The sequence below is a fragment of the Streptomyces sp. NPDC048018 genome (assembly GCF_043202995.1).
Classification (GTDB): Bacteria; Actinomycetota; Actinomycetes; order Streptomycetales; family Streptomycetaceae; genus Streptomyces.
In genome coordinates this window covers 108882-131675 of record NZ_JBIDBK010000011.1, presented here as the reverse complement: position 1 = coordinate 131675, position 22794 = coordinate 108882, and the positions used below count along the sequence as shown (strand labels likewise).

At 71.7% G+C, this 22794-nt stretch carries 24 protein-coding genes; 16 read left to right on the top strand and 8 right to left on the bottom strand.

What is annotated here, in order from left to right; translation table 11 throughout:
* The first annotated feature begins 11 nt into the window (after window positions 1-11).
* Genes ACGF1Z_RS31760 through ACGF1Z_RS31740 form a run of 5 tightly spaced genes read left to right on the top strand, consistent with a single transcriptional unit; the run spans window position 12 to window position 4694 of the window.
* Window positions 12-620, top strand: coding sequence for a TlpA family protein disulfide reductase (locus ACGF1Z_RS31760; RefSeq protein ID WP_393009499.1), 609 nt, complete (start codon window positions 12-14; stop codon window positions 618-620).
* Between the two features lies 1 nt (window position 621).
* A complete protein-coding gene (locus ACGF1Z_RS31755; RefSeq protein ID WP_393009498.1) occupies window positions 622-1359 on the top strand; it encodes a cytochrome c biogenesis CcdA family protein in 738 nt (245 codons plus the stop codon).
* 8 nt (window positions 1360-1367) lie between these two features.
* Window positions 1368-3047, top strand: a complete 1680-nt coding sequence (locus tag ACGF1Z_RS31750; protein WP_393009497.1) for a cytochrome c biogenesis protein ResB — start codon at window positions 1368-1370, stop codon at window positions 3045-3047.
* Window positions 3044-4126 carry a c-type cytochrome biogenesis protein CcsB gene (ccsB, locus tag ACGF1Z_RS31745; RefSeq protein ID WP_393009496.1) on the top strand — a complete coding sequence of 361 codons (1083 nt, stop codon included), beginning with the start codon at window positions 3044-3046 and terminating at the stop codon, window positions 4124-4126. Before ACGF1Z_RS31750 ends, ccsB begins: the two co-directional genes overlap by 4 nt.
* A 37-nt stretch (window positions 4127-4163) precedes the next feature.
* The gene (locus ACGF1Z_RS31740; protein ID WP_393009495.1) at window positions 4164-4694 is read left to right on the top strand and encodes an SRPBCC domain-containing protein; all 531 of its coding nucleotides are present in this window, start codon (window positions 4164-4166) and stop codon (window positions 4692-4694) included.
* Window positions 4695-4758: 64 nt separating this feature from the next.
* Here ACGF1Z_RS31740 and ACGF1Z_RS31735 read toward each other — a convergent pair whose 3' ends face one another.
* The 3 genes from ACGF1Z_RS31735 to ACGF1Z_RS31725 form a co-directional block, all read right to left on the bottom strand.
* Window positions 4759-6294 (bottom strand): ABC transporter substrate-binding protein, encoded by a 1536-nt coding sequence (locus ACGF1Z_RS31735; protein WP_393009494.1) that lies wholly within the window; start codon window positions 6292-6294, stop codon window positions 4759-4761.
* A gap of 4 nt (window positions 6295-6298) precedes the next feature.
* Window positions 6299-8365 (bottom strand): hypothetical protein, encoded by a 2067-nt coding sequence (locus tag ACGF1Z_RS31730; RefSeq protein ID WP_393009493.1) that lies wholly within the window; start codon window positions 8363-8365, stop codon window positions 6299-6301.
* Window positions 8366-8569: 204 nt separating this feature from the next.
* Window positions 8570-9031, bottom strand: a complete 462-nt coding sequence (locus ACGF1Z_RS31725; protein ID WP_393009492.1) for a nucleoside deaminase — start codon at window positions 9029-9031, stop codon at window positions 8570-8572.
* A 423-nt stretch (window positions 9032-9454) separates the two neighbouring features.
* Here ACGF1Z_RS31725 and ACGF1Z_RS31720 point away from each other — a divergent pair, with 423 nt between their 5' ends.
* Window positions 9455-10399: a DMT family transporter gene (locus ACGF1Z_RS31720; RefSeq protein ID WP_393009491.1), complete on the top strand. Its 945-nt coding sequence runs from the start codon at window positions 9455-9457 to the stop codon at window positions 10397-10399.
* Here the strand turns inward: ACGF1Z_RS31720 and ACGF1Z_RS31715 are convergent.
* Window positions 10281-11186 carry a LysR family transcriptional regulator gene (locus ACGF1Z_RS31715; RefSeq protein ID WP_393009490.1) on the bottom strand — a complete coding sequence of 302 codons (906 nt, stop codon included), beginning with the start codon at window positions 11184-11186 and terminating at the stop codon, window positions 10281-10283. The genes ACGF1Z_RS31720 and ACGF1Z_RS31715 overlap by 119 nt on opposite strands.
* Entirely contained in the window at window positions 11186-11581 is a 396-nt protein-coding gene (locus ACGF1Z_RS31710) for a PLD nuclease N-terminal domain-containing protein (RefSeq protein ID WP_393009489.1), read from the bottom strand. The genes ACGF1Z_RS31715 and ACGF1Z_RS31710 overlap by 1 nt, the downstream gene beginning before the upstream one ends.
* A gap of 90 nt (window positions 11582-11671) precedes the next feature.
* Here ACGF1Z_RS31710 and ACGF1Z_RS31705 point away from each other — a divergent pair, with 90 nt between their 5' ends.
* The 3 genes from ACGF1Z_RS31705 (at window position 11672) to ACGF1Z_RS31695 (ending at window position 14838) form a co-directional block, all read left to right on the top strand.
* Window positions 11672-13129 (top strand): menaquinone biosynthesis decarboxylase, encoded by a 1458-nt coding sequence (locus ACGF1Z_RS31705; RefSeq protein WP_393009488.1) that lies wholly within the window; start codon window positions 11672-11674, stop codon window positions 13127-13129.
* Entirely contained in the window at window positions 13126-14028 is a 903-nt protein-coding gene (gene mqnP, locus ACGF1Z_RS31700; RefSeq protein ID WP_393009487.1) for a menaquinone biosynthesis prenyltransferase MqnP, read from the top strand. Before ACGF1Z_RS31705 ends, mqnP begins: the two co-directional genes overlap by 4 nt.
* A 132-nt stretch (window positions 14029-14160) precedes the next feature.
* Window positions 14161-14838 carry a UbiX family flavin prenyltransferase gene (locus tag ACGF1Z_RS31695; protein WP_393009486.1) on the top strand — a complete coding sequence of 226 codons (678 nt, stop codon included), beginning with the start codon at window positions 14161-14163 and terminating at the stop codon, window positions 14836-14838.
* Here ACGF1Z_RS31695 and ACGF1Z_RS31690 read toward each other — a convergent pair.
* Window positions 14835-14969 (bottom strand): hypothetical protein, encoded by a 135-nt coding sequence (locus tag ACGF1Z_RS31690; RefSeq protein WP_393009485.1) that lies wholly within the window; start codon window positions 14967-14969, stop codon window positions 14835-14837. The genes ACGF1Z_RS31695 and ACGF1Z_RS31690 overlap by 4 nt on opposite strands.
* A 114-nt stretch (window positions 14970-15083) precedes the next feature.
* Here ACGF1Z_RS31690 and ACGF1Z_RS31685 point away from each other — a divergent pair, with 114 nt between their 5' ends.
* Both ACGF1Z_RS31685 and mqnE read left to right on the top strand, forming a co-directional pair.
* Complete coding sequence (locus ACGF1Z_RS31685; RefSeq protein WP_376636932.1) at window positions 15084-15539, top strand: Lrp/AsnC family transcriptional regulator; 456 nt, start codon at window positions 15084-15086, stop codon at window positions 15537-15539.
* Window positions 15540-15602: 63 nt separating this feature from the next.
* Window positions 15603-16766 carry an aminofutalosine synthase MqnE gene (mqnE, locus tag ACGF1Z_RS31680; protein ID WP_393009484.1) on the top strand — a complete coding sequence of 388 codons (1164 nt, stop codon included), beginning with the start codon at window positions 15603-15605 and terminating at the stop codon, window positions 16764-16766.
* A 33-nt stretch (window positions 16767-16799) separates the two neighbouring features.
* On the opposite strand, the gene ACGF1Z_RS31675 is transcribed toward mqnE, so the two are convergent.
* Complete coding sequence (locus ACGF1Z_RS31675) at window positions 16800-17333, bottom strand: GNAT family N-acetyltransferase (RefSeq protein ID WP_393009483.1); 534 nt, start codon at window positions 17331-17333, stop codon at window positions 16800-16802.
* 108 nt (window positions 17334-17441) lie between these two features.
* Here ACGF1Z_RS31675 and ACGF1Z_RS31670 point away from each other — a divergent pair, with 108 nt between their 5' ends.
* The 3 genes from ACGF1Z_RS31670 (at window position 17442) to ACGF1Z_RS31660 (ending at window position 19415) form a co-directional block, all read left to right on the top strand.
* Entirely contained in the window at window positions 17442-17708 is a 267-nt protein-coding gene (locus ACGF1Z_RS31670; protein ID WP_393009482.1) for a DUF4229 domain-containing protein, read from the top strand.
* A 173-nt stretch (window positions 17709-17881) separates the two neighbouring features.
* Window positions 17882-17989, top strand: coding sequence for a putative leader peptide (locus ACGF1Z_RS31665; RefSeq protein WP_393009481.1), 108 nt, complete (start codon window positions 17882-17884; stop codon window positions 17987-17989).
* Between the two features lie 85 nt (window positions 17990-18074).
* Window positions 18075-19415 (top strand): dicarboxylate/amino acid:cation symporter, encoded by a 1341-nt coding sequence (locus tag ACGF1Z_RS31660; RefSeq protein WP_393009480.1) that lies wholly within the window; start codon window positions 18075-18077, stop codon window positions 19413-19415.
* Window positions 19416-19528: 113 nt separating this feature from the next.
* On the opposite strand, the gene ACGF1Z_RS31655 is transcribed toward ACGF1Z_RS31660, so the two are convergent.
* The gene (locus ACGF1Z_RS31655; RefSeq protein ID WP_393009479.1) at window positions 19529-20101 is read right to left on the bottom strand and encodes a dihydrofolate reductase family protein; all 573 of its coding nucleotides are present in this window, start codon (window positions 20099-20101) and stop codon (window positions 19529-19531) included.
* Between the two features lie 171 nt (window positions 20102-20272).
* On the opposite strand from ACGF1Z_RS31655, the gene ACGF1Z_RS31650 reads away from it, so the two are divergent.
* Entirely contained in the window at window positions 20273-20851 is a 579-nt protein-coding gene (locus ACGF1Z_RS31650) for a TetR/AcrR family transcriptional regulator (RefSeq protein WP_393009542.1), read from the top strand.
* 53 nt (window positions 20852-20904) lie between these two features.
* Window positions 20905-22767, top strand: coding sequence for an AMP-dependent synthetase/ligase (locus tag ACGF1Z_RS31645; RefSeq protein ID WP_393009478.1), 1863 nt, complete (start codon window positions 20905-20907; stop codon window positions 22765-22767).
* Window positions 22768-22794: the final 27 nt, after the last annotated feature.

The window sequence follows — 22794 nt, the reverse complement described above, 5'->3', positions numbered from 1 at the left end:
AAACTTTTCACATGAGCCTTAGCCGCGTCCCCCGTCGCACCCTGCTGACGGCCGGCGTCCTCGCCGCCGCGCTCGCGCTGACCGCCTGCAGCTCCGACTCCAAGGGCAAGTCGGGCGGCGGCGGCGACACCAACTTCGTCACCAACACAGGTGGTGTCGCCACCGTCGCCAAGGGTGAGCGCCAGGCGCCGAAGAAGATCGCCGGAGAGACCCTCGACGGCAGGCAGCTCGACGTGGCCGACCTCAAGGGCAAGGTCGTCGTCCTCAACGTCTGGGGCTCCTGGTGCGCCCCGTGCCGTGCCGAGGCGCCGCACTTCGCGAAGGTCTCCAAGGAGTACCGGGCCAAGGGCGTCGAGTTCGTCGGGATCAACACCCGCGACAACGACGGCAAGGACAAGCCGATCTCCTTCGAGTCGGAGTTCGGGATCGACTACCCGAGCCTCTACGACCCCGTCGGGAAGATCATCCTCAACGGCTTCCCCAAGGGATCCCTCATCCCCCAGGCCATCCCCTCCACCATCGTCCTCGACAAGGACGGGAAGATCGCGGCCCGCTCGCTCATGGCGCTCGACGAGGCGAAGCTCAAGTCCGTGATCGACCCGCTGGTCGCGGAGAAGTGACGTGAACGAGACGGTCTTCAGCGGAGCGCTCCTCCTCGCGCTGCCCATCGCCGCGCTCGGAGGGCTCGTCTCCTTCTTCTCGCCGTGCGTCCTGCCCCTCGTCCCCGGCTACCTGAGCTACGTGACCGGGGTCACCGGCACCGACCTCGGCGACGCCCGGCGCGGCCGGATGACCGCGGGCGCCGCCCTCTTCGTCCTCGGCTTCTCCGCCGTCTTCGTCTCCACCGGCGCGCTGTTCGGCTTCTTCGGATGGACGCTCCAGGAGCACCGCGAGACCCTCACCACCGTCCTCGGCGTGCTCATGATCCTCATGGGCGTGTTCTTCCTGGGGCTCATGCCCTGGTTCACCCAGCGCGAGTTCCGCTTCCACAAGAAGCCCGTCACGGGTCTCCTCGGCGCGCCGCTGCTCGGTGCGCTCTTCGGCATCGGCTGGACGCCCTGCATCGGCCCGACCCTCGCGGCCGTGAACGCGCTCGCCGCGAACGAGGCCAGCGCCGGGCGCGGGGCCATACTGACCGTCGCGTACTGTTTCGGGCTCGGTGTCCCGTTCATCCTCACCGCCGTCGCCTTCCGCAAGGCGCTCGGCGCGTTCTCCTGGGTGAAGAGGCACTACGCGTGGGTGATGCGGATCGGCGGCGGCATGATGATCCTGACCGGGGTCCTGCTGCTCACCGGCGCATGGGACACCATGGTCTCCACGATGCAGGGCTGGTCCAGCGGTTTCACGGTGGGGATCTGAGTTCCGAGATGAGCAAGACCGACACGACAGAGCAGCGCGACCCGGGCCACGGCGAGGCCGGCTCCCAGCTGTCCACCGCCCCCGTCGAGGACCTCACCGTCGGCGGCCCCACGCTCGGCCCCCTGGGCTGGGTCCGCTGGTTCTGGCGTCAGCTGACCTCCATGCGGGTCGCGCTGATCCTCCTCTTCATGCTCTCGCTCGGCTCGATCCCGGGCTCCCTCATCCCGCAGACCGGCGCGGACGAGCTGAAGGTGCGCGCCTTCAAGGAGGCCCACGAGACGCTCACGCCGATCTACGAGAAGCTCCAGCTCTTCGACGTCTACAGCTCGGTGTGGTTCTCCGCGATCTACATCCTGCTGTTCGTCTCCCTCATCGGCTGCATCGTGCCGCGGACCTGGCAGTTCGTCGGCCAGCTGCGCAGCCGCCCGCCGGGCGCGCCCCAGCGGCTGACCCGGCTGCCCGCGTACACGACCTGGCGCACCGAGGCGGAGCCCGAGCAGGTCCGCGCGGCCGCGCTCGCGATGCTCAAGGGGCGCCGCTACCGCGCCCACACCGTCGGTGACGCCGTCGCCGCCGAGAAGGGCTATCTGCGCGAGGCGGGCAACCTGCTCTTCCACGTCGCGCTGATCGTGATGCTGGTGGCCTTCGCCTGGGGCGTGCTGTTCAAGTCCGAGGGCGGCAAGCTGATCGTGGAGGGCGACGGCTTCTCCAACACGCTCACCCAGTACGACGACTTCAAGTCCGGTTCGCAGTTCGGCATCGACGAGCTGGAGCCGTTCAGCTTCCGCCTCGACAGCTTCACCGGCACCTACGAGAAGAACGGACCGCAGCGCGGCACCCCCCGCACCTTCGAGGCGGCCGTCCGCTGGTCCGAGGGCGACGGGGCGGAGAAGAAGACCGTCATCCGGGTCAACGAGCCGCTGAAGGTCGGCGACGCGAAGGTCTTCCTGATCGCCCACGGGTACGCGCCGGTCGTGACCGTCAAGGACGGCCGGGGCAAGGTCGTCTACCGCGGCGCCGTCCCGCTGCTGCCCTTCGACAACAACCTCACCTCCACGGGCGCCGTCAAGGTGATGGACGGCTACCGCGACAAGAACGGCAAGAAGGAGCAGCTGGGCTTCAACGCCTTCTTCGTGCCGACCTTCGCCGGCGCCGGCAAGGGCCAGATGTTCTCGCAGTTCCCGGCGCTCGGCTTCCCCGTGATGGCCGTCACCGGCTACCACGGCGATCTGCGCGTCGACTCCGGTCTGCCGCAGAACGTGTACCAGCTGGACACCTCCAAGATGAAGCAGTTCAAGGTCAAGGGAGGCACGGGCAGCGCCAACCGGCTGCTGCCCGGCGAGACCATGACGCTGCCCGACGGGGCCGGCTCGATCACCTTCGAGAAGGAGATCAAGGAGTGGGCCAGCTTCTCGATCACCCAGCAGCCCGGCAACGGCCTCGCCCTCGCCGGTGCGGTCGCCGCGATCGCCGGACTCAGCGGCTCGCTGTTCATCCAGCGCCGCCGGCTCTGGGTCCGGGCCGTCCGGGGCGAGGACGGCGTCACCGTCGTCGAGATGGCGGGCCTGGGCCGGAGCGAGTCCGCCAGGCTGCCCGAGGAGCTGGCCGAGCTCGCGGTCACGCTCAACACCGAGGCGCCGACCGCGCCGGAACCCGCAGAAGAACCTGTCGAAGGGGCTGAGAAGTGAATCTCGCCGCCACCACCAACGAGAGCATGGCGCAGATGAGCAACACGCTCATCTACTCCTCGATGGCCGTCTACACCCTGGCCTTCCTGCTCTACATCGCCGAGTGGGTGCTCGGCAGCCGCAGCAAGGTCGCCCGCACGGCCGCCGCGCTGACCGGCCCCGAGGCGGCCGACCGGGCGCCGTCGGTCACGGTCCGGGCCTCCGCGGGCGGCACGGCGGTCCTCGACCGCCCGAAGGTCGTCGTCCGCTCCGCGGCCGGGTCGCGGGACGTGCCCGACGGCCCCGGCGCGGCCGGCGGCACGGCCAAGGGCGACCTCTACGGCCGGATGGCGGTCTCGCTGACCGTCCTGGCCTTCGCGATCCAGGCGGCGAGCGTCGTCGTCCGCGCGCTGGCCGTGCAGCGGGCCCCCTGGGGCAACATGTACGAGTTCTCCACCACCTTCTCCACGGTGGCGGTCGGCGCCTTCCTCGCCTTCCTCCTCGCCCGGAAGAACGTCCGCTGGATCGGCCTGCCCCTGGTCACCGTGGTCCTCCTCGACCTCGGCCTGGCCACGACGGTGCTGTACACCGACAGCGACCAGCTCGTCCCCGCGCTGCACTCGTACTGGATGTGGATCCACGTCTCGACCGCGATCATCTGCGGCGCCGTGCTCTTCCTGGGGGCCGTCGGCACCGCGGCCTACCTGCTGCGCGACTCCTACGAGAACAAGCTCGCGAACGGCGGGACGCCCAGCGCCCTCACCCGTTCCGTGCTGGAGCGCCTGCCGTCCGCGGCGACGCTGGACAAGTTCGCCTACCGGGTCAACGCGGCGACGTTCCCCCTGTGGACCTTCACGATCATCGCGGGCGCGATCTGGGCCGGCGACGCGTGGGGCCGCTACTGGGGCTGGGACGCCAAGGAGGTCTGGGCCTTCATCACCTGGGTCGGCTACGCCGCCTACCTGCACGCCCGGGCCACCGCCGGCTGGAAGGGCCGGAAGGCCGCGTACATCGCGCTCATCGCCTTCGGCTGCTTCCTCTTCAACTATTACGGCGTGAACATCTTCGTCAGCAGCAAGCACTCCTACGCGGGCGTCTGAGCTCGCGACCGCAGAGCCCCGGGGCGACGCTGGAACCATGAGCGAGATACCCCGGGGCAGGAGCGAGACCCACGACGGCGACGCCCACCTGCTGCGGTACACGGTCGAGCTCCCGCACCCGCAGGTCGCGGTGTGGGCCGCCGTCGCCACCCCCGAGGGGCTCCCGGCCTGGCTCTGCACCGCGGATCCGCTGGAGCCGCGCCTGGGCGGGCGGGTCACCCTGCGCCGGCTCGACGGCGACACGGCCGTCTCCGGCCGGGTCACCGCCTGGGACCCCGAATACGTCGCCGAGTACACGGTCGACCCGCCCCACGGCCGGATCCGCTTCCATCTGGAACCGGGCCCGGACCACGGCGCGTCGACCGTGCTGCGTTTCACGGCGGAGTTCCACGGCACCCGGGACGCCAGGCTGGACGCGCTGGCGGACTGGCACGAGCGCCTGGAGCGGCTCGTACGGGCCCTGGACGGGCACCCCACGGACCGGCACGACCGGTCCGCCGACCGGTGGCGGGAGCTGCGGGAGCTCTACGAGCGCGACGCCGCGCCCTGGCCCCGGTGGGAGCCGTAGGCGGGCCCCTCACCGCCCGCCCGGCCCGCCGTCCCGGCCCGGTCGGAGGATGCCGCCCGGGGGCTCACCCCCTGCGGGGAGGCAGGCACGAGGCGGCCGGCGGCAGGCCCTCCGGCCAGGCGAGGGCGACGAAGCGCTGGGAACCGTCCTGGGCGAGCTCGACGACGGGGACGGCCTTGTTGTACGGGTTGCCGAAGTTGTCCAGGCAGATCCAGCCGCTCGCGCCCTGCACCCGCAGCGATCCCTTGACCTGCGGCCACTGGGTGGGCACGTCGGCGAGCTCCGGGAAGGCCGCGCCGTCCGGGGTGGCCTGGCGGATCGCGTGGACGGCGGTCGCCATCGCGTCGTAGGCGACGATCGCCTGCCCGTCGGCGAGGGCGACCGGCTCCTTCGAGGCGCGGGCGACGTCCGTCACGAAGGTCTTGTACGCGACCGTCGAACCGCCCGTCGCCGGGACCGTCCGGCCGGGCGCCGGGAGCCAGGCGTCGGGGTGGGCGAGGGAGGCGTAGCGGACGGTCAGCCGGGACCTGAGGGCCCTGCGGTCGAGCAGTCTGTCGGCGCCCAGGTAGGAGCCCTCGTCGCCGGTGAGGACGGTGAAGGCTCGCTCGGCGCAGCCGCGGGCGCCCAGCGCGTTGATGAACTGGCGCAGCTGGGTGTGGCGGCCGGCGAAGAAGACCGTCTCGGCGCGGGTGTCGCAGATGAGGTGGGTGATCTGCCGGAAGGTGTTGGCGGTGGTGCCCTCGTCGGTGGGGTCGGCGGGTGAGGTGAACAGCTGCGGTTCGTAGGGGGCGCCCTTGAGGGAGGCGGAGAAGGCCGACTTGAGGGTGTCGGTGTAGTGGTCGCCGCTGCGGGTGTCCTGGACGAGCAGCGCCCTGGCGGCGTTCACCCTGCCGAAGTGGGCGAGGGCCCTGGCCTCGTCGCCGTTGGTGGGGGAGACCCGGGCGAGGCCGGGGAAGCGGTTGTGGCCGGGGCCGTTGGCGATGTCGTCGGCGGTGATGGTGGTGCCGACCACGGCGATGCCGGCGCCGGTGAGCGCGGCCACCGCCTGCCGTATCTCGGCGGAGGAGGTGGCGACGCCGGTGACCGCGCGCAGCCGGTCGGGGGCGGCGGTCATGGCCTTCAGCTGGTCCACGGTGGTCTGCCAGTGGGCGTTGTTGCGGCCCGTGTTGGCGAGCACCAGCCGGATCTTCGGGGTCTCGCTGTTGGACTCGTGGTTGGCCCGGTACTGGCGGGCGTAGGCGCCCTGCACCTCGTGCAGGACCTTGACGCGCATGCCGGGGTCGGGGGAGGTCAGCGGCAGCAGGACGGCGACGGTGGCGTATTCGTCGGGCTTCAGGGTGGCGTTCTCGGCGCCGATGAGCGCGGCGACCTCGGCGAGTTCGGGCACGCCGAAGGCGTAGCCGTCGCGGCCGTTGACGCCGACGCACTCCTCGGAGCCCTGCGGGCGGGCGACACCCGGCGCGCAGGAACGGTCCTCCGGGGTGGTCGCCCGCTGCACGGCCCAGCCGAGCGGCAGCCCGACGACGACGAGGGCCAGCAGGGCGGCGAAGAACTTCTGTCGTGGGGTGAAGAGGTAGCGGTTGCGCAGCCGGTTGGGCATCGGCTCAGACTCCGTCCTCGCGGCCGGGCGGCAGCGAGAGCCGGCGCCAGGCGTGGATGTCCCTCGGCCAGTGGGTGGCCGCGTCCCACAGGGGGCTGTTGCCCGTCAGATGGCGGCCGGACAGCTGGCGCAGCTCGTGTGCCAGCTTCTCGGTCACCTCGCCGTCGGGCAGGGCGAGCGGATCGGTCAGCAGCCATACGGCGTGCAGCAGGCGCCGTACGGAGAGGTGGAGCGCGGTCGCCTCGGTGTCGAGCCCGTCGGGCAGCGGGCCGGGCGGGTCCTGGCCGAGCGCGGCGGCCCGGCGCGGATCGGGGCCCGCGGTGTGCGGGTCCCGCGGGTAGGGGGCGGAGGCGACGAACCGCAGCCGGCCCAGCCAGCCCAGCACGTCCGGTTCGGCGAACGTGCCGCGCAGATGGGCCACGGCGCCCTCGGAGCGCCCCAGGGCCAGTTCGTGGTGCAGCCGGTACGGGAGGTCCGGGTCGCGCCGGTAGTGCCCGTGCAGGGTCTCGTGGACCGCGCGCCACGCCGCGTGGCGGGGGTGGTCGGCGTCCCCGAAGCGCAGCCGGTGCAGCAGCAGGGCGCGCAGCAGCGGGTCGGCGACGAAGTGTTCGGGACCTTCCGGCCAGTCCTCGGCGCGCAGCTCGTCGCGGACCCGCAGCGCCATGTCGCCGTCGCGGGACTCGGTGTGCAGCCGGGTGCGGGCGAGCAGCCGGGCCGACTCCTCGTCGTGGGCGGCGGCGAGCACGGTGAACGGCTCCAGCCGCGGCTGCGGCAGGAGCGCACCGAGCAGCGCGGGCGCGACGGGCACCGGCGGGGCGTCCTCGCGCAGCTCGACGGTCAGGTCGAGCAGGGCGCCGGGCGTGAGGCCGGCCCGTTCGGCGCGCGGCGCCTCGGCTGCGGCCTGCCCGAGCAGCATCACGCCGAGCGGCCGGCCGCCGGTGAGCCGGTGCACGCCGCGGGCCAGGTCGGCCGGGGTGAGCCCGGACGGGTCGAGCCGGTCGAAGGCGGACTGGGTCTGGGCGGGGGACAGCGGGGTGAGTTCGACGGCCAGGATGCCGGAGGTGACGTCGCCGCCGCGCGGGGCGGGGGCCCGGTGGGCGGTCTCGGGCAGCCGCAGCCGGTGGGCGTGCCGCATGCCCTCGTGCTCGCGGACCCGGGAGGCGGCCAGCACCACGAGCTTGTCGCGGCGGCCGTCGTGGCGGGCCCGCAGGATCGGTTCGACCAGCCGGCGGCCCAGTTCGCCGTGCGCGTTGTCGAGCAGCAGGACGGGGCGGCCGCGCCGGGTGCCGACCCGGGTCAGGCCCCGGTAGGCCTGGCCCAGGTCCTCGACGAGTGCGCCGACGAGGAAGTCCTCGGCCTCCTGGCGGCGCCGGCCGCCCTGGGCGAAGTCGATGGCGAGCTGCTGGAGTCCGGCCTTGCCGCGCCCGCCGGCGTTGCGGTAACTCCCGTACCAGCCCTCGGACTTCTGCTGGACCCGGCCGAAGACCTCCTCCAGGACCGTCTCGACCGTCGCCTCGGCGAGCAGCCCGGCGAGCGGGGCGGCGGTCTCGGCGAAGGTGGCGGCCAGCTTGGTGAGGACCTTGGTGACCCAGTTGGTCGCCGCGCCCTTGGTGGCGTCGACGGTGGACAGCACCGGCCCGAGCCGCTGCAGGTCGCGCTGGGCCCGCTCCTCGTCCTCCTGCGTCCAGCCGAGGGAGGCGACGGCGACCAGCCCCAGGGAGAGCCGCGGGAACTGCACGGGCCTGGCCCCGGTGACCCGCGGCGACAGCTGGACGGCGAGCTCGGCGAGCGCCCCGGTCCGCTCCGTCCAGCCGGGCCCGTGGTCGGCGGGCGGCTCCAGGTGCGCGCAGTCCAGGTAGGCCAGCGGAGTGGCGCCCCGGTAGCTGTTGCGCAGCTGCTTGAGCAGGGCCGTCTTACCCATGCCGCGCCCGCCGGTGAAGACGACCACGGGCGGGTCGTCGCCGTGCTCGTAGGGGACGCGGGCGAGTGACCCGCCGTCGAGCCCGATGAGACGCGCGGCGAGCCCCGTGCGATGGAGCACCGCCTCGCGGCCGTGCAGGACCCTGTCCACCCGCCACCCCCGAATCCCCACCAGACGTGCCCCGTCACATCTTCAAGTCCGAATTATCGACGTGCAGTTGGGGATCTGCCAGGCTTTTCGGCAGGTGGCTGCCGAGTCGTCACCCGGCGCGCGTGATCCGGCGCCGCCGGAACGCCACCCAGGGCCTGTCCGGCGGTTCCCGCCGGGTCCGGCCCGCCCGTTGCCGGAGGGGTCCTAGTCGTCGCCGATGTCCTCGTTCCACAGTGCGGGGTGCGCCTCGACGAACTCCCGCATCAGGGAGGCGCATTCGGGGTCGTCGAGCACCAGCACCTCGACGCCGTGCTCCGCGAGCCAGTCGTGGCCGCCGTGGAAGGTCCGCGCCTCCCCGACCACCAGCCGGGAGATCCCGAACTGCCGGACGAGCCCGGAGCAGTACCAGCACGGCGAGAGGGTGGTCACCATGGTCGTGCCCCGGTACGAGCGCTGCCGCCCGGCGGCCCGGAACGCGTCCGTCTCCGCGTGCGCCGACGGGTCCCCGTCCTGCACCCGCCGGTTGTGCCCGCGCCCGAGCAGCGCGCCGTCGGCACCGTAGAGCGCGGCCCCGATCGGGATCCCGCCCTCGGCGAGCCCGGCCCGCGCCTCGGCGACGGCCGTCGCGAGCCAGTGGCGCGCCTGGTCCTGGTCCAGCTCTTCCATGGGGAAGGCCTTCCCCGTCGGGCGGGCCGGATCACGCGGCGGGAAGCCTGGGAACGACGGACGGTGATGAACCGCAGCAGGGCGTTCCCGTGCCACCGGCGGCTCTGAGTCCGCCACTCCGTGCTCGTGCGGGGGCCGGAGGGCGGAGGTTCCTCGAGCGCCTGCCGGAACCGGAGTTCCGGTCACCGCGCCGCTCGGCCGGTCTGCACGACCGGTGCCGGGACCACGTGCCCCGCGATTCAGGGGTGCCGGGAGTCCGGTATCTCGTGTGCGTGTGCGTGTGCGCCTGCCACGCCGGTCGGTAGGGGGCGGTGCTGCCGGCCGGGCCCGCACGGGACCCCATCGGTTGCCCCGATGGGCCCATCGGCAGGACGCCCCACTGGCTCGTGGACCGGGCCCCGGGCGCTCCGTAGCGTCGCTGTCATGAGAAACGAGACCAGGGGAACCGTCGAACTCACCCTCGCCATGGTGCTCTCCGGCACCCTCGGCGTCTTCGTCGTCGAGTCGGGCGCCTCGCCCTTCGACGTCGTCTTCTTCCGGTGCCTCTTCGGGGCCGTCGCGCTCGGCTTGTACAGCCTGGCCCGCGGCTTCTTCACCGGGCACGGCCTCACCCCGCGGAAGTTCGGGCTCGCCGCGCTCGGCGGGATGTTCATCGTCTTCAACTGGGTGCTGCTCTTCGAGGCGTACGAGGTCACCTCGATCTCCTTCGCCACCGTCGTCTACCACACGCAGCCGTTCTTCCTCGTGCTGCTCGGCGCGGTCGTCCTGCGGGAGCGGATCAGCGCCGCGAAGCTGGGGTGGCTGGGCGTCGCCTTCGCCGGGCTGGTGCTCGTGTCCGGGGTGCGGCCGGGGGACACCGCCTCGCTCAAGGGGCTCGGGCTCGCGCTCGGCGCCGCCGTGCTCTACGCGCTGTCGACGATCGTCACCAAGCGGATCAGCGGCGTACGGCCCCATCTCGTCGCGCTCGTCCAGGTCACCGTCGGCATCCCGCTCCTGCTGCCCTTCGCCGACTTCGGCGCGGCCGGCCGGCTCGGCGGCGGGTGGGGATGGCTGGCCGGGCTCGGGGTCATCCACACCGGACTGATGTACGTGCTGATGTACGCGGCCTACGCCAAGCTGCCCACCGCCCGGATCGCGGTGCTCGCCTTCACCTACCCGGCCGTCGCGATGTTCGCCGACTGGGCCGTGTACGGACACCACATCGGCCTCGTCCAGGCGCTCGGCGTCCCGCTGATCGTGCTGGCCGGGCTCAGGGTGACCCTGGCGGGGGCTCAGGGAGCTCCTCGCGGACGAGTCGTCTCGTCTGCTCCACGAACAGCCGCACATGCGCCGGAAGGCGCTTCCCCCGCCGCCACGCGATCTGCGTGAACAGGCTGAACGGCGGCTCCCAGTCCAGCGCCACCAGCGCCCCGGACGCCAGCTCCCCAGCGACGGCGATCCGGGGCAGCAGCGCGATCCCGAGGCCCGCGGCGACGCCCCGCTTGCTCGCCTCGATCGTGCCGTACTCGGTGAAGACCGGCCCGTGCGGTGCCAGCTCCGCCTCGAAGAGGTCCCGGTAGGCGCAGCCCGGCTCCGTGCCCACCAGGCCGGTGGCCGCCAGGTCCGCGGGCGTCAGACCGCTCCGGCCGGCCAGCGGGTGGCGCGGCGAGGCCACCAGGACCAGCGGCTCCCGGGTGAGGACCTCGCTCTCCAGGCCCTCGTGCTCGGTCTCCCGCTCCATCAGCAGGCCCAGGTCGTACGTCCCCTGGCGCAGGGCCTGCCGGGTCGCGTCGCCGAGGGTGGGGCGCAGCGCGAGCCGTACCCCGGGATAGCGGTGGTGGAAGAGCTCCAGGAGCGGCGGCAGCCGGTAGGAGGTCAGCGACTCCATGGTGCCCACGGCGATCGTGCCCGCCGGTTCGCCGCCGGCCGTGACCGCGGTCCTGGCCTCCTCGGTGAGCTCGATGATCTGCCGGGCGTACGGCAGGAGCCGCTCGCCGGACTCGGTGAGCCGGATGCGGGAGCCGAGCCGTTCGAAGAGCTCGGTGCCCAGCGCGGACTCCAGCGCGCGGATCTGCGAGGTGACGCTGGACTGCGCGTAGGCGAGCTCGGCGGCGGCCCGGGTGAAGGACAGCACCGTGGCGACCTTCTCGAAGGTGACGAGGAGCCGCAGCTCCATCAGCTGTCCTTCTCCCCGCCGCGCTCCTGCTCGCGGCGCTTCAGCTCCTCCTCGCGGCGGCGCAGGTCGGCCTCCCAGTCCTCGAGGAGGGACTCGTCGTCCCGCCCGGCGGAGGCGTCGGCCCGCTTCCCGGGGGCGTCGTCCCCGAGGGACTTCAGGAACTCCGGGTTGTCGTCGGGGGCCACCCAGCCGCCCGCCCCGCGCCGGCTCCTGGGCGCGCGCTCCTTGCCCGCGGCGATCCAGCCGATCGCGCCGACCACGGAGAACAGCAGGATCACGATGGCCCAGACCGGCTTCGGCAGGTGCTTGACCTCCTCTTCCGGGGTGTTCAGGCAGTCGATGAAGGCGTAGATCATCAGTGCCAGCGGCAGGATGAAAAGCAGCGCCCTGAGCATGTGGGACAGCCCCCTGGAAGCGGTGGCGGGAGCGCGTTTCGGCGGCCCCGGTGACGGGCCCAGCCTATCCGGTGACCGATACTGGCCCTTATGGCTTACGACGATCTCCGCTCGCTGCTCAGGGCCCTCGAGCGCGAAGGCGACCTCAAGCGCATCAAGGCCGAAGTCGACCCGTACCTGGAGGTCGGGGAGATCGTCGACCGCGTGAACAAGGCGGGAGGTCCGGCGCTGCTCTTCGAGAACGTCAAGGGCTCCGCCATGCCGCTCGCGATGAACGTCTTCGGGACGGACCGGCGGCTCCTGAAGGCACTGGGCCTGAAGTCGTACGAGGAGATCAGCGAGAAGATCGGCGGGCTGCTCCGCCCGGAGCTGCCGCACGGCTTCGTCGGGGTCCGGGAGGCCTTCGGCAAGCTGGGCTCGATGGTCCACGTGCCGCCGAAGAAGGTGAAGTCGGGCGACGCCCCCGTCCAGGAGGTCGTGCTCACCGGCGACGACGTCGACCTGGACCGGCTGCCCGCGCTCTTCACCTGGCCGAAGGACGGCGGCTCCTTCTTCAACCTGGGTCTGACCCACACCAAGCACCCGGAGACCGGGGTCCGCAACCTCGGCCTCTACCGCCTCCAGCGCCACGACAAGCGCACCATCGGCATGCACTGGCAGATCCACAAGGACAGCCGCAACCACTACGCGGTGGCCGCGGAGCGGGGCGAGCGGCTGCCGGTCGCGATCGCCTTCGGCTGCCCGCCGGCCGTCACGTACGCCTCGACGGCGCCGCTGCCGGGCGACATCGACGAGTACCTCTTCGCCGGCTTCGTGCAGGGCAAGCGGATCGAGATGGTGGACTGCAAGACCGTCCCGCTCCAGGTCCCGGCCCAGGCGGAGGTCGTGATCGAGGGCTGGCTGGAGCCGGGCGAGATGCTGCCCGAAGGTCCGTTCGGCGACCACACCGGCTTCTACACGCCGCAGGAGCCGTTCCCCGCGCTGACGATCGACTGCGTCACCATGCGGCGGCGCCCGCTGCTGCAGTCGATCGTGGTCGGCCGCCCGCCGACCGAGGACGGCCCGCTGGGCCGCGCCACGGAGCGCTTCTTCCTGCCGCTCCTCAAGATCATCGTGCCGGACATCGTGGACTACCACCTGCCGGAGTCGGGCGGCTTCCACAACTGCGCGATCGTGTCGATCGACAAGAAGTACCCGAAGCACGCGCAGAAGGTCATGCACGCCATCTGGGGCGCGCACATGATGTCGCTGACCAAGCTGATCGTCGTGGTCGACAAGGACTGCGACGTCCACGACCTGCACGAGGTGTCCTGGCGGGCCCTCGGCAACACCGACTACGCCCGCGACCTGACGGTCGTCGAGGGTCCGGTGGACCACCTGGACCACGCCTCGTACCAGCAGTTCTGGGGTGGCAAGGCGGGCATCGACGCCACGCGGAAGCTGCCCGAGGAGGGCTACACGCGCGACGGCGGCTGGCCCGACATGGTCGAGTCGGACCCGGCGACGGCGGCCCTGGTGGACCGCCGCTGGAAGGAGTACGGCCTGTGACCACGGCAGCGGTGCCCGGCGCGCAGCCGGGCCGCACGAAAGCCTTCCTCCGCCTCGTGATGATCGAGCACTCGGTCTTCGCGCTGCCCTTCGCGTACATCGCCTCGCTCACCGCGATGTACCAGCTGGACCGGCGGATCCACTGGTGGACGCTGTTCCTGGTGACCGTGTGCATGGTGGGTCTGCGGACCTTCGCCATGGCCTGCAACCGGATCATCGACCGCGAGATCGACGCCCGGAACCCGCGCACCGCGAACCGGGAGCTGGTCACGGGCGCGGTGTCGGTGCGCTCGGCCTGGACCGGCGCCGGTGTCGCCGTCGTCGTCTTCCTCGGCGCGGCGGCCCTGCTCAACCCGCTCTGCCTGGCGCTCGCGCCGCTCGCCGTCATCCCGATGGTGGTCTATCCCTACGGCAAGCGGTTCACGAACTTCCCGCACGCGATCCTCGGGCTCGCCCAGTCCATCGGCCCGATCGGGGCCTGGCTCGCGGTGTCCGGCGCGTGGTCCTGGGACGCGGTGATCCTGGGCCTCGCGGTCGGCATCTGGATCGGCGGCTTCGACCTGATCTTCGCCTGCCAGGACGTCCAGGCGGACCGTGCCCACGGCGTGATGTCGGTCCCGGCCCGCTTCGGCGTCCCGGCCGCGCTGTGGGGCGCCCGCGGTTCCGCGGTCGTCACCACCGGGCTGCTGGTCTGGTACGCCCTGGCGAGCGGCGCCGGCGTCTTCTTCTGGGCCGGCCTGGTGATCGTGGCGGCCGCCTTCTGCTACGAGCACTCGATCGTGAAGCCGCACGACCTGTCCCGCCTGAACCGGGCGTTCTTCACGGTCAACGGCTTCATCGGCATCGCCCTGTTCGTGTGCGCGCTGCTCGACCTGCTGGTGCGCGGGCTGTCCGTGTGACCCGGTCGGGGGTGCCGCGCTTCGGCGCCCCGGCCCGTGGCCCGGGCCGAGCGGTGCGGGCACGCCTGCCGTCGGCCCGGACTCCCCCGCCTGACGCAGCCGGTTCCGACCCCGCCGGATAGGCTCGTCGGCGTGGAGCCGGAGAACAAGCAGCAGCGTCGTCCCTGGGTGGTCGGGGTGTCAGGGGCGTCGGGGACGCCCTATGCCGCCGCCGTGCTGCGAGGGCTGATCGCCGCGGGGGAGAGCGTCGATCTGGTCGTCTCGCGGGCCTCGCGGCTGACGCTGCTCGACGAGACGGGGATCGCCTTCCGGGACGCGCACTGGCGGGACGACCTGACGGCCTGGCTGGCGCGGGGCGCCGACGGGAAGCCGGACACCTTCGACGTGGACGTGGCCGACGTGCGTCACTGGGCGGCCGGGGACCTGGCCGCAGGGCCGTCCTCCGGCTCGTACGCCGTCAAGGGGATGCTGATCGTGCCGGCGTCGACGGCCGCCGTGGCCGGGGTCGCGCTCGGGTTGTCGAAGGACTTGCTGCAGCGGGTCGCGAGCGTGACGCTCAAGGAGCGGCGGCCGCTGGTCGTGGCCGTACGGGAGACCCCGCTGAACGGGCAGACGCTCAGGCACATGGTGGCGCTGGACGAGGCGGGCGCCGTGGTGCTGCCCGCCTCTCCGGCGTTCTACGCGGGGGCGACGCACATCCAGGATCTCGTGGACTTCGTCGCCGGGCGGGTGCTCGACGCGGCGGGGGTGCCGCACGAGCTGTACCGCCGGTGGGAGGGAGAGCTCGGTGGAGCCCTCTCCTCCGATTAGCGCTTCGCGGCGCGCTTCTTCGCGGCGCGCTTCGAGGCGGTCGGCTGGTGGGCACGCGAGCGGTTGGCCAGGTCCTGCAGCTCGCGCATTCGGGCGTAGGCCATCTCGATCGTGTACACGGTGAACACCACTCCTGAAAGATCGTCTTTGATCAGATGAAAGATTCACAGGGTGTCGGCCCCTGTGTACCTTAGATTCTATACCCAAACTCGCGGTATCGCTGGACAATGGAAGGCTTCATACCTATGGACGCCGTGGACAGGCAGCTCATCCAGGCTCTGCGCGAGAACGGCAGGGCCTCGTACGCCGAGCTCGGCCGGCTCGTCGGGCTCTCCGGCCCCTCCGTCACCGACCGCATCAACCGGCTGGAGGCGGCGGGAGTCATCACCGGCTACCGCGCCACCGTCGACGCCGCCTCGCTCGGCCTCGGCGTGACGGCCCTCATCGGCATCTCGCTCTCCGACGCCGCCGACCACGAGGACGTGGCCCGCCGGCTGAAGGACCTCGCCGAGATCGAGGACTGCTGGTTCATCGCCGGCGACGACTCCTTCATGCTCAAGGTCCGCTCCGACGACGTGGACGGCCTGGAGAAGACCATCCGCCGGCTCAGCGGCACGAAGGGCGTCTCGCGGACCCGCACCACGATCGTGCTCTCCACCAAGTGGGAGAACCGGGTCGGAGATCTGCCGGAAGAGGCCTGAGAGTACGGTGGGGGAAGCCTTTTCGGCACCTGAACGCAGCAGATGAGAGTGGGAGGCGACCGTATGGACGCGGGGCTCAAGCGGGAGCTGGAGCAGAAGGTCCTCGCCGGCGAGCGGCTGAGCCGTGAGGACGGCATCGCCCTGTACGCGTCGGACGACCTCGCCTGGCTCGGCGGTCTGGCCCACGAGGTCCGGACCCGCAAGAACGGCGACGTGGTGCACTTCAATGTCAACCGGCATCTGAACATGACCAACGTCTGCACCGCCTCCTGCGCCTACTGCTCCTTCCAGCGCAAGCCGGGCGAGAAGGACGCGTACACCATGCGCATCGAGGAGGCCGTGCGCCTCGCGAAGGCGATGGAGAACGAGAACCTCACCGAACTCCACATCGTCAACGGGCTGCACCCCAACCTGCCCTGGCGCTACTACCCGCGCTCGCTCTCGGAGCTCAAGAAGGCGCTGCCCGGCGTCTCCCTCAAGGCCTTCACCGCCACCGAGATCCACCACTTCGAGACCATCTCGGGCCTCTCGGCCTCCGAGATCCTCGACGAGCTGATCGAGGCCGGCCTGGAGTCGCTGACCGGCGGCGGCGCCGAGATCTTCGACTGGGAGGTCCGGCAGCACATCGTGGACCACCGGACGCACTGGGAGGACTGGTCCCGGATCCACCGGCTGGCGCACGAGAAGGGTCTGAAGACCCCGAGCACGATGCTCTACGGCCACATCGAGGAGCCGCGCCACCGCGTGGACCACGTGCTGCGGCTGCGCGAGCTCCAGGACGAGACCGGCGGCTTCCAGGTCTTCATCCCGCTGCGCTACCAGCACGACTTCGTGGACGTGAAGGACGGCAAGGTCCGCAACACCCTGCAGGCGCGGACCCGGATGGCCACGGGCGCGGAGGCGCTGAAGACCTTCGCGGTCTCCCGGCTGCTCTTCGACAACGTCCCGCACGTCAAGGTGTTCTGGGTGATGCACGGAGTCCAGACCGCGCAGCTGGCGCTCCAGCACGGCGCGGACGACATGGACGGCTCGGTCGTCGAGTACAAGATCACCCACGACGCCGACAACTACGGCACCCCGAACAAGCTGACCCGCGACGACCTCCTGGACCTCATCCGGGACGCCGGCTTCCGTCCGGTCGAGCGCAACACACGCTACGAGATCATCCGCGAGTACCCGGGCCCCGACGCGGGGCTGCGCGAGTCGCCGCAGCCGATGCGGGTCTGAGGCCCGGCCGGGGCCTTCCGTCCGGACCCGGCGTCACGTCAGCCGGAGCAGCATCACGACGTCGTCGCGGTCGTCGCCCGGGGCCACCCGGATGGCGGCCGGGACGCGTCCGACCTCCTTGTAGCCGGCGCGCGCGTAGAAGGTCTCCAGGCCGGTGCCGCCCCGGCAGGTCAGCCGGACGGCCTCGATGTGCTCGAAGCCCTCGGCGGTGCGGGCCGCCTCCTCGGCGGCCGCCATCAGGTCGCGTCCGTACCCCTTGCCCTGGTGCCGGGGGTGCACCATCACCGTGTACAGCCACACCCAGTGCGTCATCAGGGGGTGGCTGTTGTGCGTGAAGAAGGCGGTGGCGGCGACCTCGCCGTGCTCGTCGCGGCCGACCAGCAGCCGGGTGCCGCCCTCCGCCATGCCCACGAGGTGCCGGAGCAGGGCGGGCCGGATCTCCTCCGGGGTCACCGGCGGGACGAAGCCGACGGCGCCGCCCGCGTTGGAGACGTCCGCCCAGAGGGCGAGGACACCGTCGCGCAGGGCGGGGCCGACCGGCGGGTCCAACTGGAAGGTAAGAGGCATGCTGCGAGAGTAGCCATTACATTTGCCCGGCTCAACCCCCCGCTCCCGGGCTCCGGGCCGCCGCGTGCTTCACTGGAGGGACGCTCGTCCGGTATGGGAGGGACAGACATGCTCCGCTACACCTTGATGCGCCTCGGCATCTTCGCCGGCAGCTTCCTCGCGCTGTGGGGCCTGGTCTACGTCGGCGTGCTGCCGCGCGGCCTCGGCGACTCCAACCTGCTCTGGGTCCTCCTGCTGTCCGTGCTGGTCTCCGCCCCGCTCAGCTTCGTGCTGCTGCGCAAGGAGCGGGACGCGATGAGCGTCGACATCGTGGCGAAGGTCGACCGGGCGAAGAGCCGCCTGGAGGCGAACCGGTCCGCCGAGGACACGGTCTGAACGACATAAAGGGACCGTAAGGTTCCTCACACGCAGAACACCCCGGTCGGGAGCTTCCAAGGCTCCTGCCTGGGGTGTTCTGCGTTTCGAAGGTCTCGGCTGCCTCGCGGGCGCGAATCTGTCTCAAAGAAGGGCTTTGAGGTTCTCAAAGTTCAAGTGTTAACGTATCGGCCATGAAGACAGCAGTGCGCCTCCCCGATGCCGTGAGCACCCCGCTCGTGGCGCGCCTGCACGTCGATCTGTGCCGCTGTACGTCCGCGGTCTGTTGCCGTTCGCTCTGACCCGGCATCATGCAGCGGCCCGCGCCCGGAGCGCGTGTGTGCCGCACCCCCGTCCCCGTATTCCCCCGATACGCACCAGTGGAGTGTGTCCGTGTCCGCGTCCTCGTCCGCGTCCGTGACGACGTCCCGCATACCCAAGGTCCCGTTCTGGGCCCAGATCGTCGCCGGCCTCGCCCTCGGCGTGCTGCTCGGCTGGCTCGCCCGCAGCCAGGACATCGGCTGGCTCCAGGAGACCCTCTCCCAGGTCGGCGGCATCTTCGTCCAGCTGCTCAAGCTGGCCGTCGCCCCGCTCGTCTTCTTCGCCATCCTCGTCTCGATCACCAACCTCCGTAAGGTCAACAACGCGGCCCGGCTCGCCGCGCAGACCCTCGTCTGGTTCATGATCACCTCGCTGATCGCGGTCGCCATCGGCCTCGCCATCGGCCTGATCACGAACCCGGGCTCCGGTACCGGCCTCACGCCGAAGGACGGCAAGCTCCCCGAGCACCAGGGCAGCTGGATCGACTTCCTCACCGGCATCGTCCCGACCGACGTCATCACGCCGTTCACCGAACTGAACGTCCTGCAGATCGTCTTCATGGCCGCCGTCGCCGGCATCGCCGCCCTCAAGCTCGGCGACCGGGCGCAGCCGATCCTGACCCTCTCCGAGTCCGTCCTCGAACTGCTGCAGAAGGCCCTGTGGTGGGTCATCCGGCTGGCCCCGATCGGCACCGCCGGACTCATCGGCCGCGCCATCGTCGACTACGGCTGGGACCTGATCGGCAAGTACGCCACCTTCACCGCCGACGTCTACGTCGGCTGCGCCCTGGTCCTCTTCGGCGTCTACCCGCTGCTCCTCGCGACGGTCGCCAAGCTGAACCCGCTGCAGTTCTACAAGGGCGCCTGGCCGGCCATCCAGCTCGCCTTCGTGTCCCGCTCCTCGGTCGGCACCATGCCGGTCACCCAGCGCGTCACCGAGCGCCTCGGCGTCCCGAAGGAGTACGCCTCCTTCTCCGTGCCGTTCGGCGCCACCACGAAGATGGACGGCTGCGCCGCGATCTACCCGGCGCTCGCGGCGATCTTCATCGCGCAGATCTTCGACGTGCAGCTGGGCGTCAAGGAGTACCTGCTGATCGCCTTCGTCTCGGTCATCGGCTCGGCGGCCACCGCCGGCCTCACCGGCGCGACGGTCATGCTCACCCTGACCCTCTCCACCCTGGGCCTGCCCCTGGAGGGCGTCGGTCTGCTCATGGCGATCGACCCGATCCTGGACATGATGCGCACGGCCACGAACGTCGCGGGCCAGGCGCTGGTCCCGGTCATCGTCTCGGCCCGCGAGAAGATCCTCGACGTCGCCGCCTACGAGTCCGCCTCGGGCTCCCCGGTCGACGAGCCGGCGGAGACGCCGGACGCCGAGCGCAAGGTGCCGGTCCAGGCCGCCGCCTGACCCGTCCCCGGACGCCCGGAGCGCATACGCCCGAGGCCCCTGCCCCGCGAGGGGGGAGGGGCCTCGGGCGTTCGCCGGCCCGGCGGGCCCGGGCCGTCCCGGTGGGCGCCAGCTCAGCGGACGACGTCGAAGACCTGCTTCTGCAGGCCGTTCGGGTAGGCCTCGTACTCGACCAGGCGCAGCTTCTGGGCGTCCTTGTCCGCGGTGCTGAACAGGCGCTTGCCGGCGCCGAGCAGGAGCGGGAAGACGAGCAGGTGGTAGCGGTCGATCAGGCCGGCGTCGGACAGGGCCCGGTTGAGCGAGGCGCTGCCGTGGACGATGATCGGGCCGCCCTCGGTCTCCTTCAGCGCGGCGACCTCGTCGAGCGAGCGCAGGATCGTGGTCTCGCCCCAGTCGGACACCAGGTCGTCCTCGGTGAGCGTGGTGGAGACGACGTACTTCGGCATGACCTTGTAGTCGGCGAACTCCGCCATGCCGGGCCACACGGGGCTGAAGGCCTCGTAGCTGACCCGGCCCAGGAGCATGGCGGCGGCCTCCTTCTGCTCCCGGCCCTTGATCTCGAAGGCCTCGGGGAGGAACTCGGTGTGCTTGAAGGTCCAGCCGGAGTTGCGGTAGCCGGGCTCGCCGCCGGGGGCCTCCACGACACCGTCGAGCGAGATGAAGGCGGTGCTGATCAGGGTGCGCATGGTGATTCCTCGGTCTCTCGTGCCGGTGGCGCGTCTCGGGGTGCCGTGTTCCTGCCGTACGTGGTCTATGACCGATGATCGCGGCGAAACTCATCGGCCGGCGGCATCCCACTAGGGTGACGTGTCGTGGCGGGGACGAGGAGGCTGCCGCGCCAGGTGCGCGAGCGGCAGATGATGGACGCGGCCGTGCGGACGTTCGGGCGGCGCGGGTACCAGGCGGCGTCGATGGACGAGATCGCCGAACTGTCCGGGGTCTCCAAGCCGTTGGTCTATCTCTACCTGCATTCCAAGGAGGAGCTGTTCACCTCGTGCATCCGGCGTGAGGCCCGGGCGCTGCTCGCCGTGGTGGCCGCCGCCGTGGCGGGCGAGGGCGCGGCGGAGGAGCGACTGGCGGCGGGGCTGCTGGCGTTCTTCACCCACACCGCGGAGCATCCGGACGCGTGGGCGGTGCTGAGCCGGCAGGCGCGGGCGCAGGGGGAGCCGTTCGCCACGGAGGCGGAGCGGATGCGGGACGAGATCGCGGGGTACGTGGGGGAGCTGATCGGGGCCGCGGCGCAGGGGCCGTGCGATGCGGAGGGGCTGGCCCAGGCGCTGGTGGGGGCGGCGGAGTCGCTGGCCAACTGGGCGAACGGGCCGGCCGGGACGACGCCGCGGCAGGCGGCCGCGACGCTCATGGGTCTCGTCTGGACGGGGCTGGGCCGGCTGACCGGGCATGGCGGGGATCTGTCCAAATCGCCTGCGGAGCCCTAGATTTACTCGGAAGTAAGGTTACTGTCCGGTTCTCGACGCCCGAGGAGCCGCACGTGCCCGTCTCCGAGTCCTCGCCCGCGCTGGTCCGTGTCGACGGGACCGTCCGCGAGGTGTCCGTACCCGCGCTCGTGCCGCCCGTACGGCGCGGTTCGCTCGCCGACCTGCCGTACGACACCGCCCGCGAGGAACCGGCGGTGGTGCTGTTCTCCCGCAGGCGGCCGGACGGCGGCTGGGCCGACGTGACCGCCTCGGCCTTCGCCGCCGAGGTGCACTCCGTCGCCAAGGGGCTCATCGCCCAGGGCCTGCGGCCGGGCGACCGGCTCGCGCTGATGTCCCGGACCCGCTACGAGTGGACGCTGCTGGACTTCGCGGCCTGGGCCGCCGGGCTGATCACCGTCCCCCTCTACCCCACCTCCTCGGCCTACCAGACCCGCTGGATCCTCCAGGACTCCGGCGCCGCCGCCTGCGTCGTCGAGGACGCCGCCCAGGCCCGGCTCGTCTCCGCCGAGCGGCGCCGACTGCCTTCGCTCGGACAGCTGTGGGTGATCGACACCGGGGCCGTGGAGCACCTGCGCAGAGCCGGCGCGCGGGTCGCCGACGAGGCCGTCACCGCGCGGCGCGGGCTGCTCACCCCGCAGACCCTCGCCACCCTCGTCTACACCTCGGGCACCACCGGCCGCCCCAAGGGCTGCGCCCTCACCCACGCCAACTTCTTCACCGAGGTCGACAACGCCGTCGCACTCCTGCACCCCGTCTTCCGCTCGCTGAGCAGGGAACCCGCGTCGACCCTCCTCTTCCTGCCGCTCTCCCACGTCTTCGGGCGCATGGTCGCCATCGGCTGCGTCCGCGCCCGGGTACGGGTCGGGCACGCGCCCTCCGTCGAGAGCGACGAACTCCTCGCCGACCTCGCGGGCTTCCGGCCCACCTTCCTGCTCGCCATCCCCTACGTCCTGGAGAAGGTCTTCCACACCGCCCGCGCCACCGCCGAACGCGCGGGCCGTGCCGCCTCCTTCGACCGGGCCGCCCGGGTCGCCGAGCGCTACGGCCACGAGCAGACGGCGGACACCGGCGGCCCCTCCCTCGGCCTGCGCGCCGCCCGCGCGCTCTACGAACCGCTCGTCTACAAACGCATCCGGGCCGCGCTCGGCGGCCGGGTCCGGCACGTCATCTGCGGTGGCTCGCCCCTCGGCGCCCGGCTCGCCGAGTTCTTCGCGGGCGCCGGCATCGAGGTGTACGAGGGCTACGGCCTCACGGAGACCACCGCCGCCGCCACGGTCACCCCGCTCACCGGCCCGCGTCCGGGCACCGTCGGCCGGCCGCTGCCCGGCACCGCCGTACGCATCGCCGCGGACGGGGAGGTCTGGCTCAGGGGCGGCCATGTCTTCGCCGGCTACTGGGACGCCCAGCGCGGGCTCGCGCTGCCCTACACCGACGAGGGCTGGTTCCCCACCGGTGACCTCGGCGCCCTCGACGACGAGGGGCACCTGCGGATCACCGGCCGCAAGAAGGACATGATCGTCACCTCCGCCGGGAAGAACGTCGCCCCGGCGCCCCTGGAGGACTGGCTGCGCGCCCATCCCCTGGTCGCCCAGTGCATGGTCCTCGGCGACAACCGTCCCTACGTCACCGCGCTGGTCACCCTCGACCACGAGGGGCTGCTCCACTGGCGCCGGATGCGGCACAAGGACCACCTCGCGCTGTGGGAGCTCCTCCGCGACGAGGAACTCCTCGCGGTGGTCCAGCGCGCCGTCGACGACGCCAACCGGCTCGTCTCCCGCGCCGAGTCGATCCGCGCCTTCCGCGTCCTGACCACGGAGTGGACCGAGGCGAGCGGCCACCTCACGCCCTCCCTCAAGCTCAAGAGGCGGGCGGTGCTGCGGGACTTCGCGCGGGAGATCGACGAGATGTACGGGTGACCGGACGGGCCTGAGTCGGGCGCGGAC

What these genes read in the sequence shown, in the direction of transcription:
- ACGF1Z_RS31675 (WP_393009483.1), bottom strand. Translation starts at nt 17,333, where the DNA reads ATGCCTCTTACCTTCCAGTTGGACCCGCCGGTCGGCCCCGCCCTGCGC.
- ACGF1Z_RS31735 (WP_393009494.1), bottom strand. Translation starts at nt 6,294, where the DNA reads ATGCCCAACCGGCTGCGCAACCGCTACCTCTTCACCCCACGACAGAAG.
- mqnE (WP_393009484.1), top strand. Translation starts at nt 15,603, where the DNA reads ATGGACGCGGGGCTCAAGCGGGAGCTGGAGCAGAAGGTCCTCGCCGGC.
- ACGF1Z_RS31710 (WP_393009489.1), bottom strand. Translation starts at nt 11,581, where the DNA reads ATGCTCAGGGCGCTGCTTTTCATCCTGCCGCTGGCACTGATGATCTAC.
- ACGF1Z_RS31720 (WP_393009491.1), top strand. Translation starts at nt 9,455, where the DNA reads ATGAGAAACGAGACCAGGGGAACCGTCGAACTCACCCTCGCCATGGTG.
- ACGF1Z_RS31670 (WP_393009482.1), top strand. Translation starts at nt 17,442, where the DNA reads ATGCTCCGCTACACCTTGATGCGCCTCGGCATCTTCGCCGGCAGCTTC.
- ACGF1Z_RS31705 (WP_393009488.1), top strand. Translation starts at nt 11,672, where the DNA reads ATGGCTTACGACGATCTCCGCTCGCTGCTCAGGGCCCTCGAGCGCGAA.
- ACGF1Z_RS31760 (WP_393009499.1), top strand. Translation starts at nt 12, where the DNA reads ATGAGCCTTAGCCGCGTCCCCCGTCGCACCCTGCTGACGGCCGGCGTC.
- ACGF1Z_RS31725 (WP_393009492.1), bottom strand. Translation starts at nt 9,031, where the DNA reads ATGGAAGAGCTGGACCAGGACCAGGCGCGCCACTGGCTCGCGACGGCC.
- ACGF1Z_RS31685 (WP_376636932.1), top strand. Translation starts at nt 15,084, where the DNA reads ATGGACGCCGTGGACAGGCAGCTCATCCAGGCTCTGCGCGAGAACGGC.
- ACGF1Z_RS31655 (WP_393009479.1), bottom strand. Translation starts at nt 20,101, where the DNA reads ATGCGCACCCTGATCAGCACCGCCTTCATCTCGCTCGACGGTGTCGTG.
- ACGF1Z_RS31740 (WP_393009495.1), top strand. Translation starts at nt 4,164, where the DNA reads ATGAGCGAGATACCCCGGGGCAGGAGCGAGACCCACGACGGCGACGCC.
- ACGF1Z_RS31715 (WP_393009490.1), bottom strand. Translation starts at nt 11,186, where the DNA reads ATGGAGCTGCGGCTCCTCGTCACCTTCGAGAAGGTCGCCACGGTGCTG.
- ACGF1Z_RS31750 (WP_393009497.1), top strand. Translation starts at nt 1,368, where the DNA reads ATGAGCAAGACCGACACGACAGAGCAGCGCGACCCGGGCCACGGCGAG.
- ACGF1Z_RS31650 (WP_393009542.1), top strand. Translation starts at nt 20,273, where the DNA reads ATGATGGACGCGGCCGTGCGGACGTTCGGGCGGCGCGGGTACCAGGCG.
- ACGF1Z_RS31665 (WP_393009481.1), top strand. Translation starts at nt 17,882, where the DNA reads ATGAAGACAGCAGTGCGCCTCCCCGATGCCGTGAGCACCCCGCTCGTG.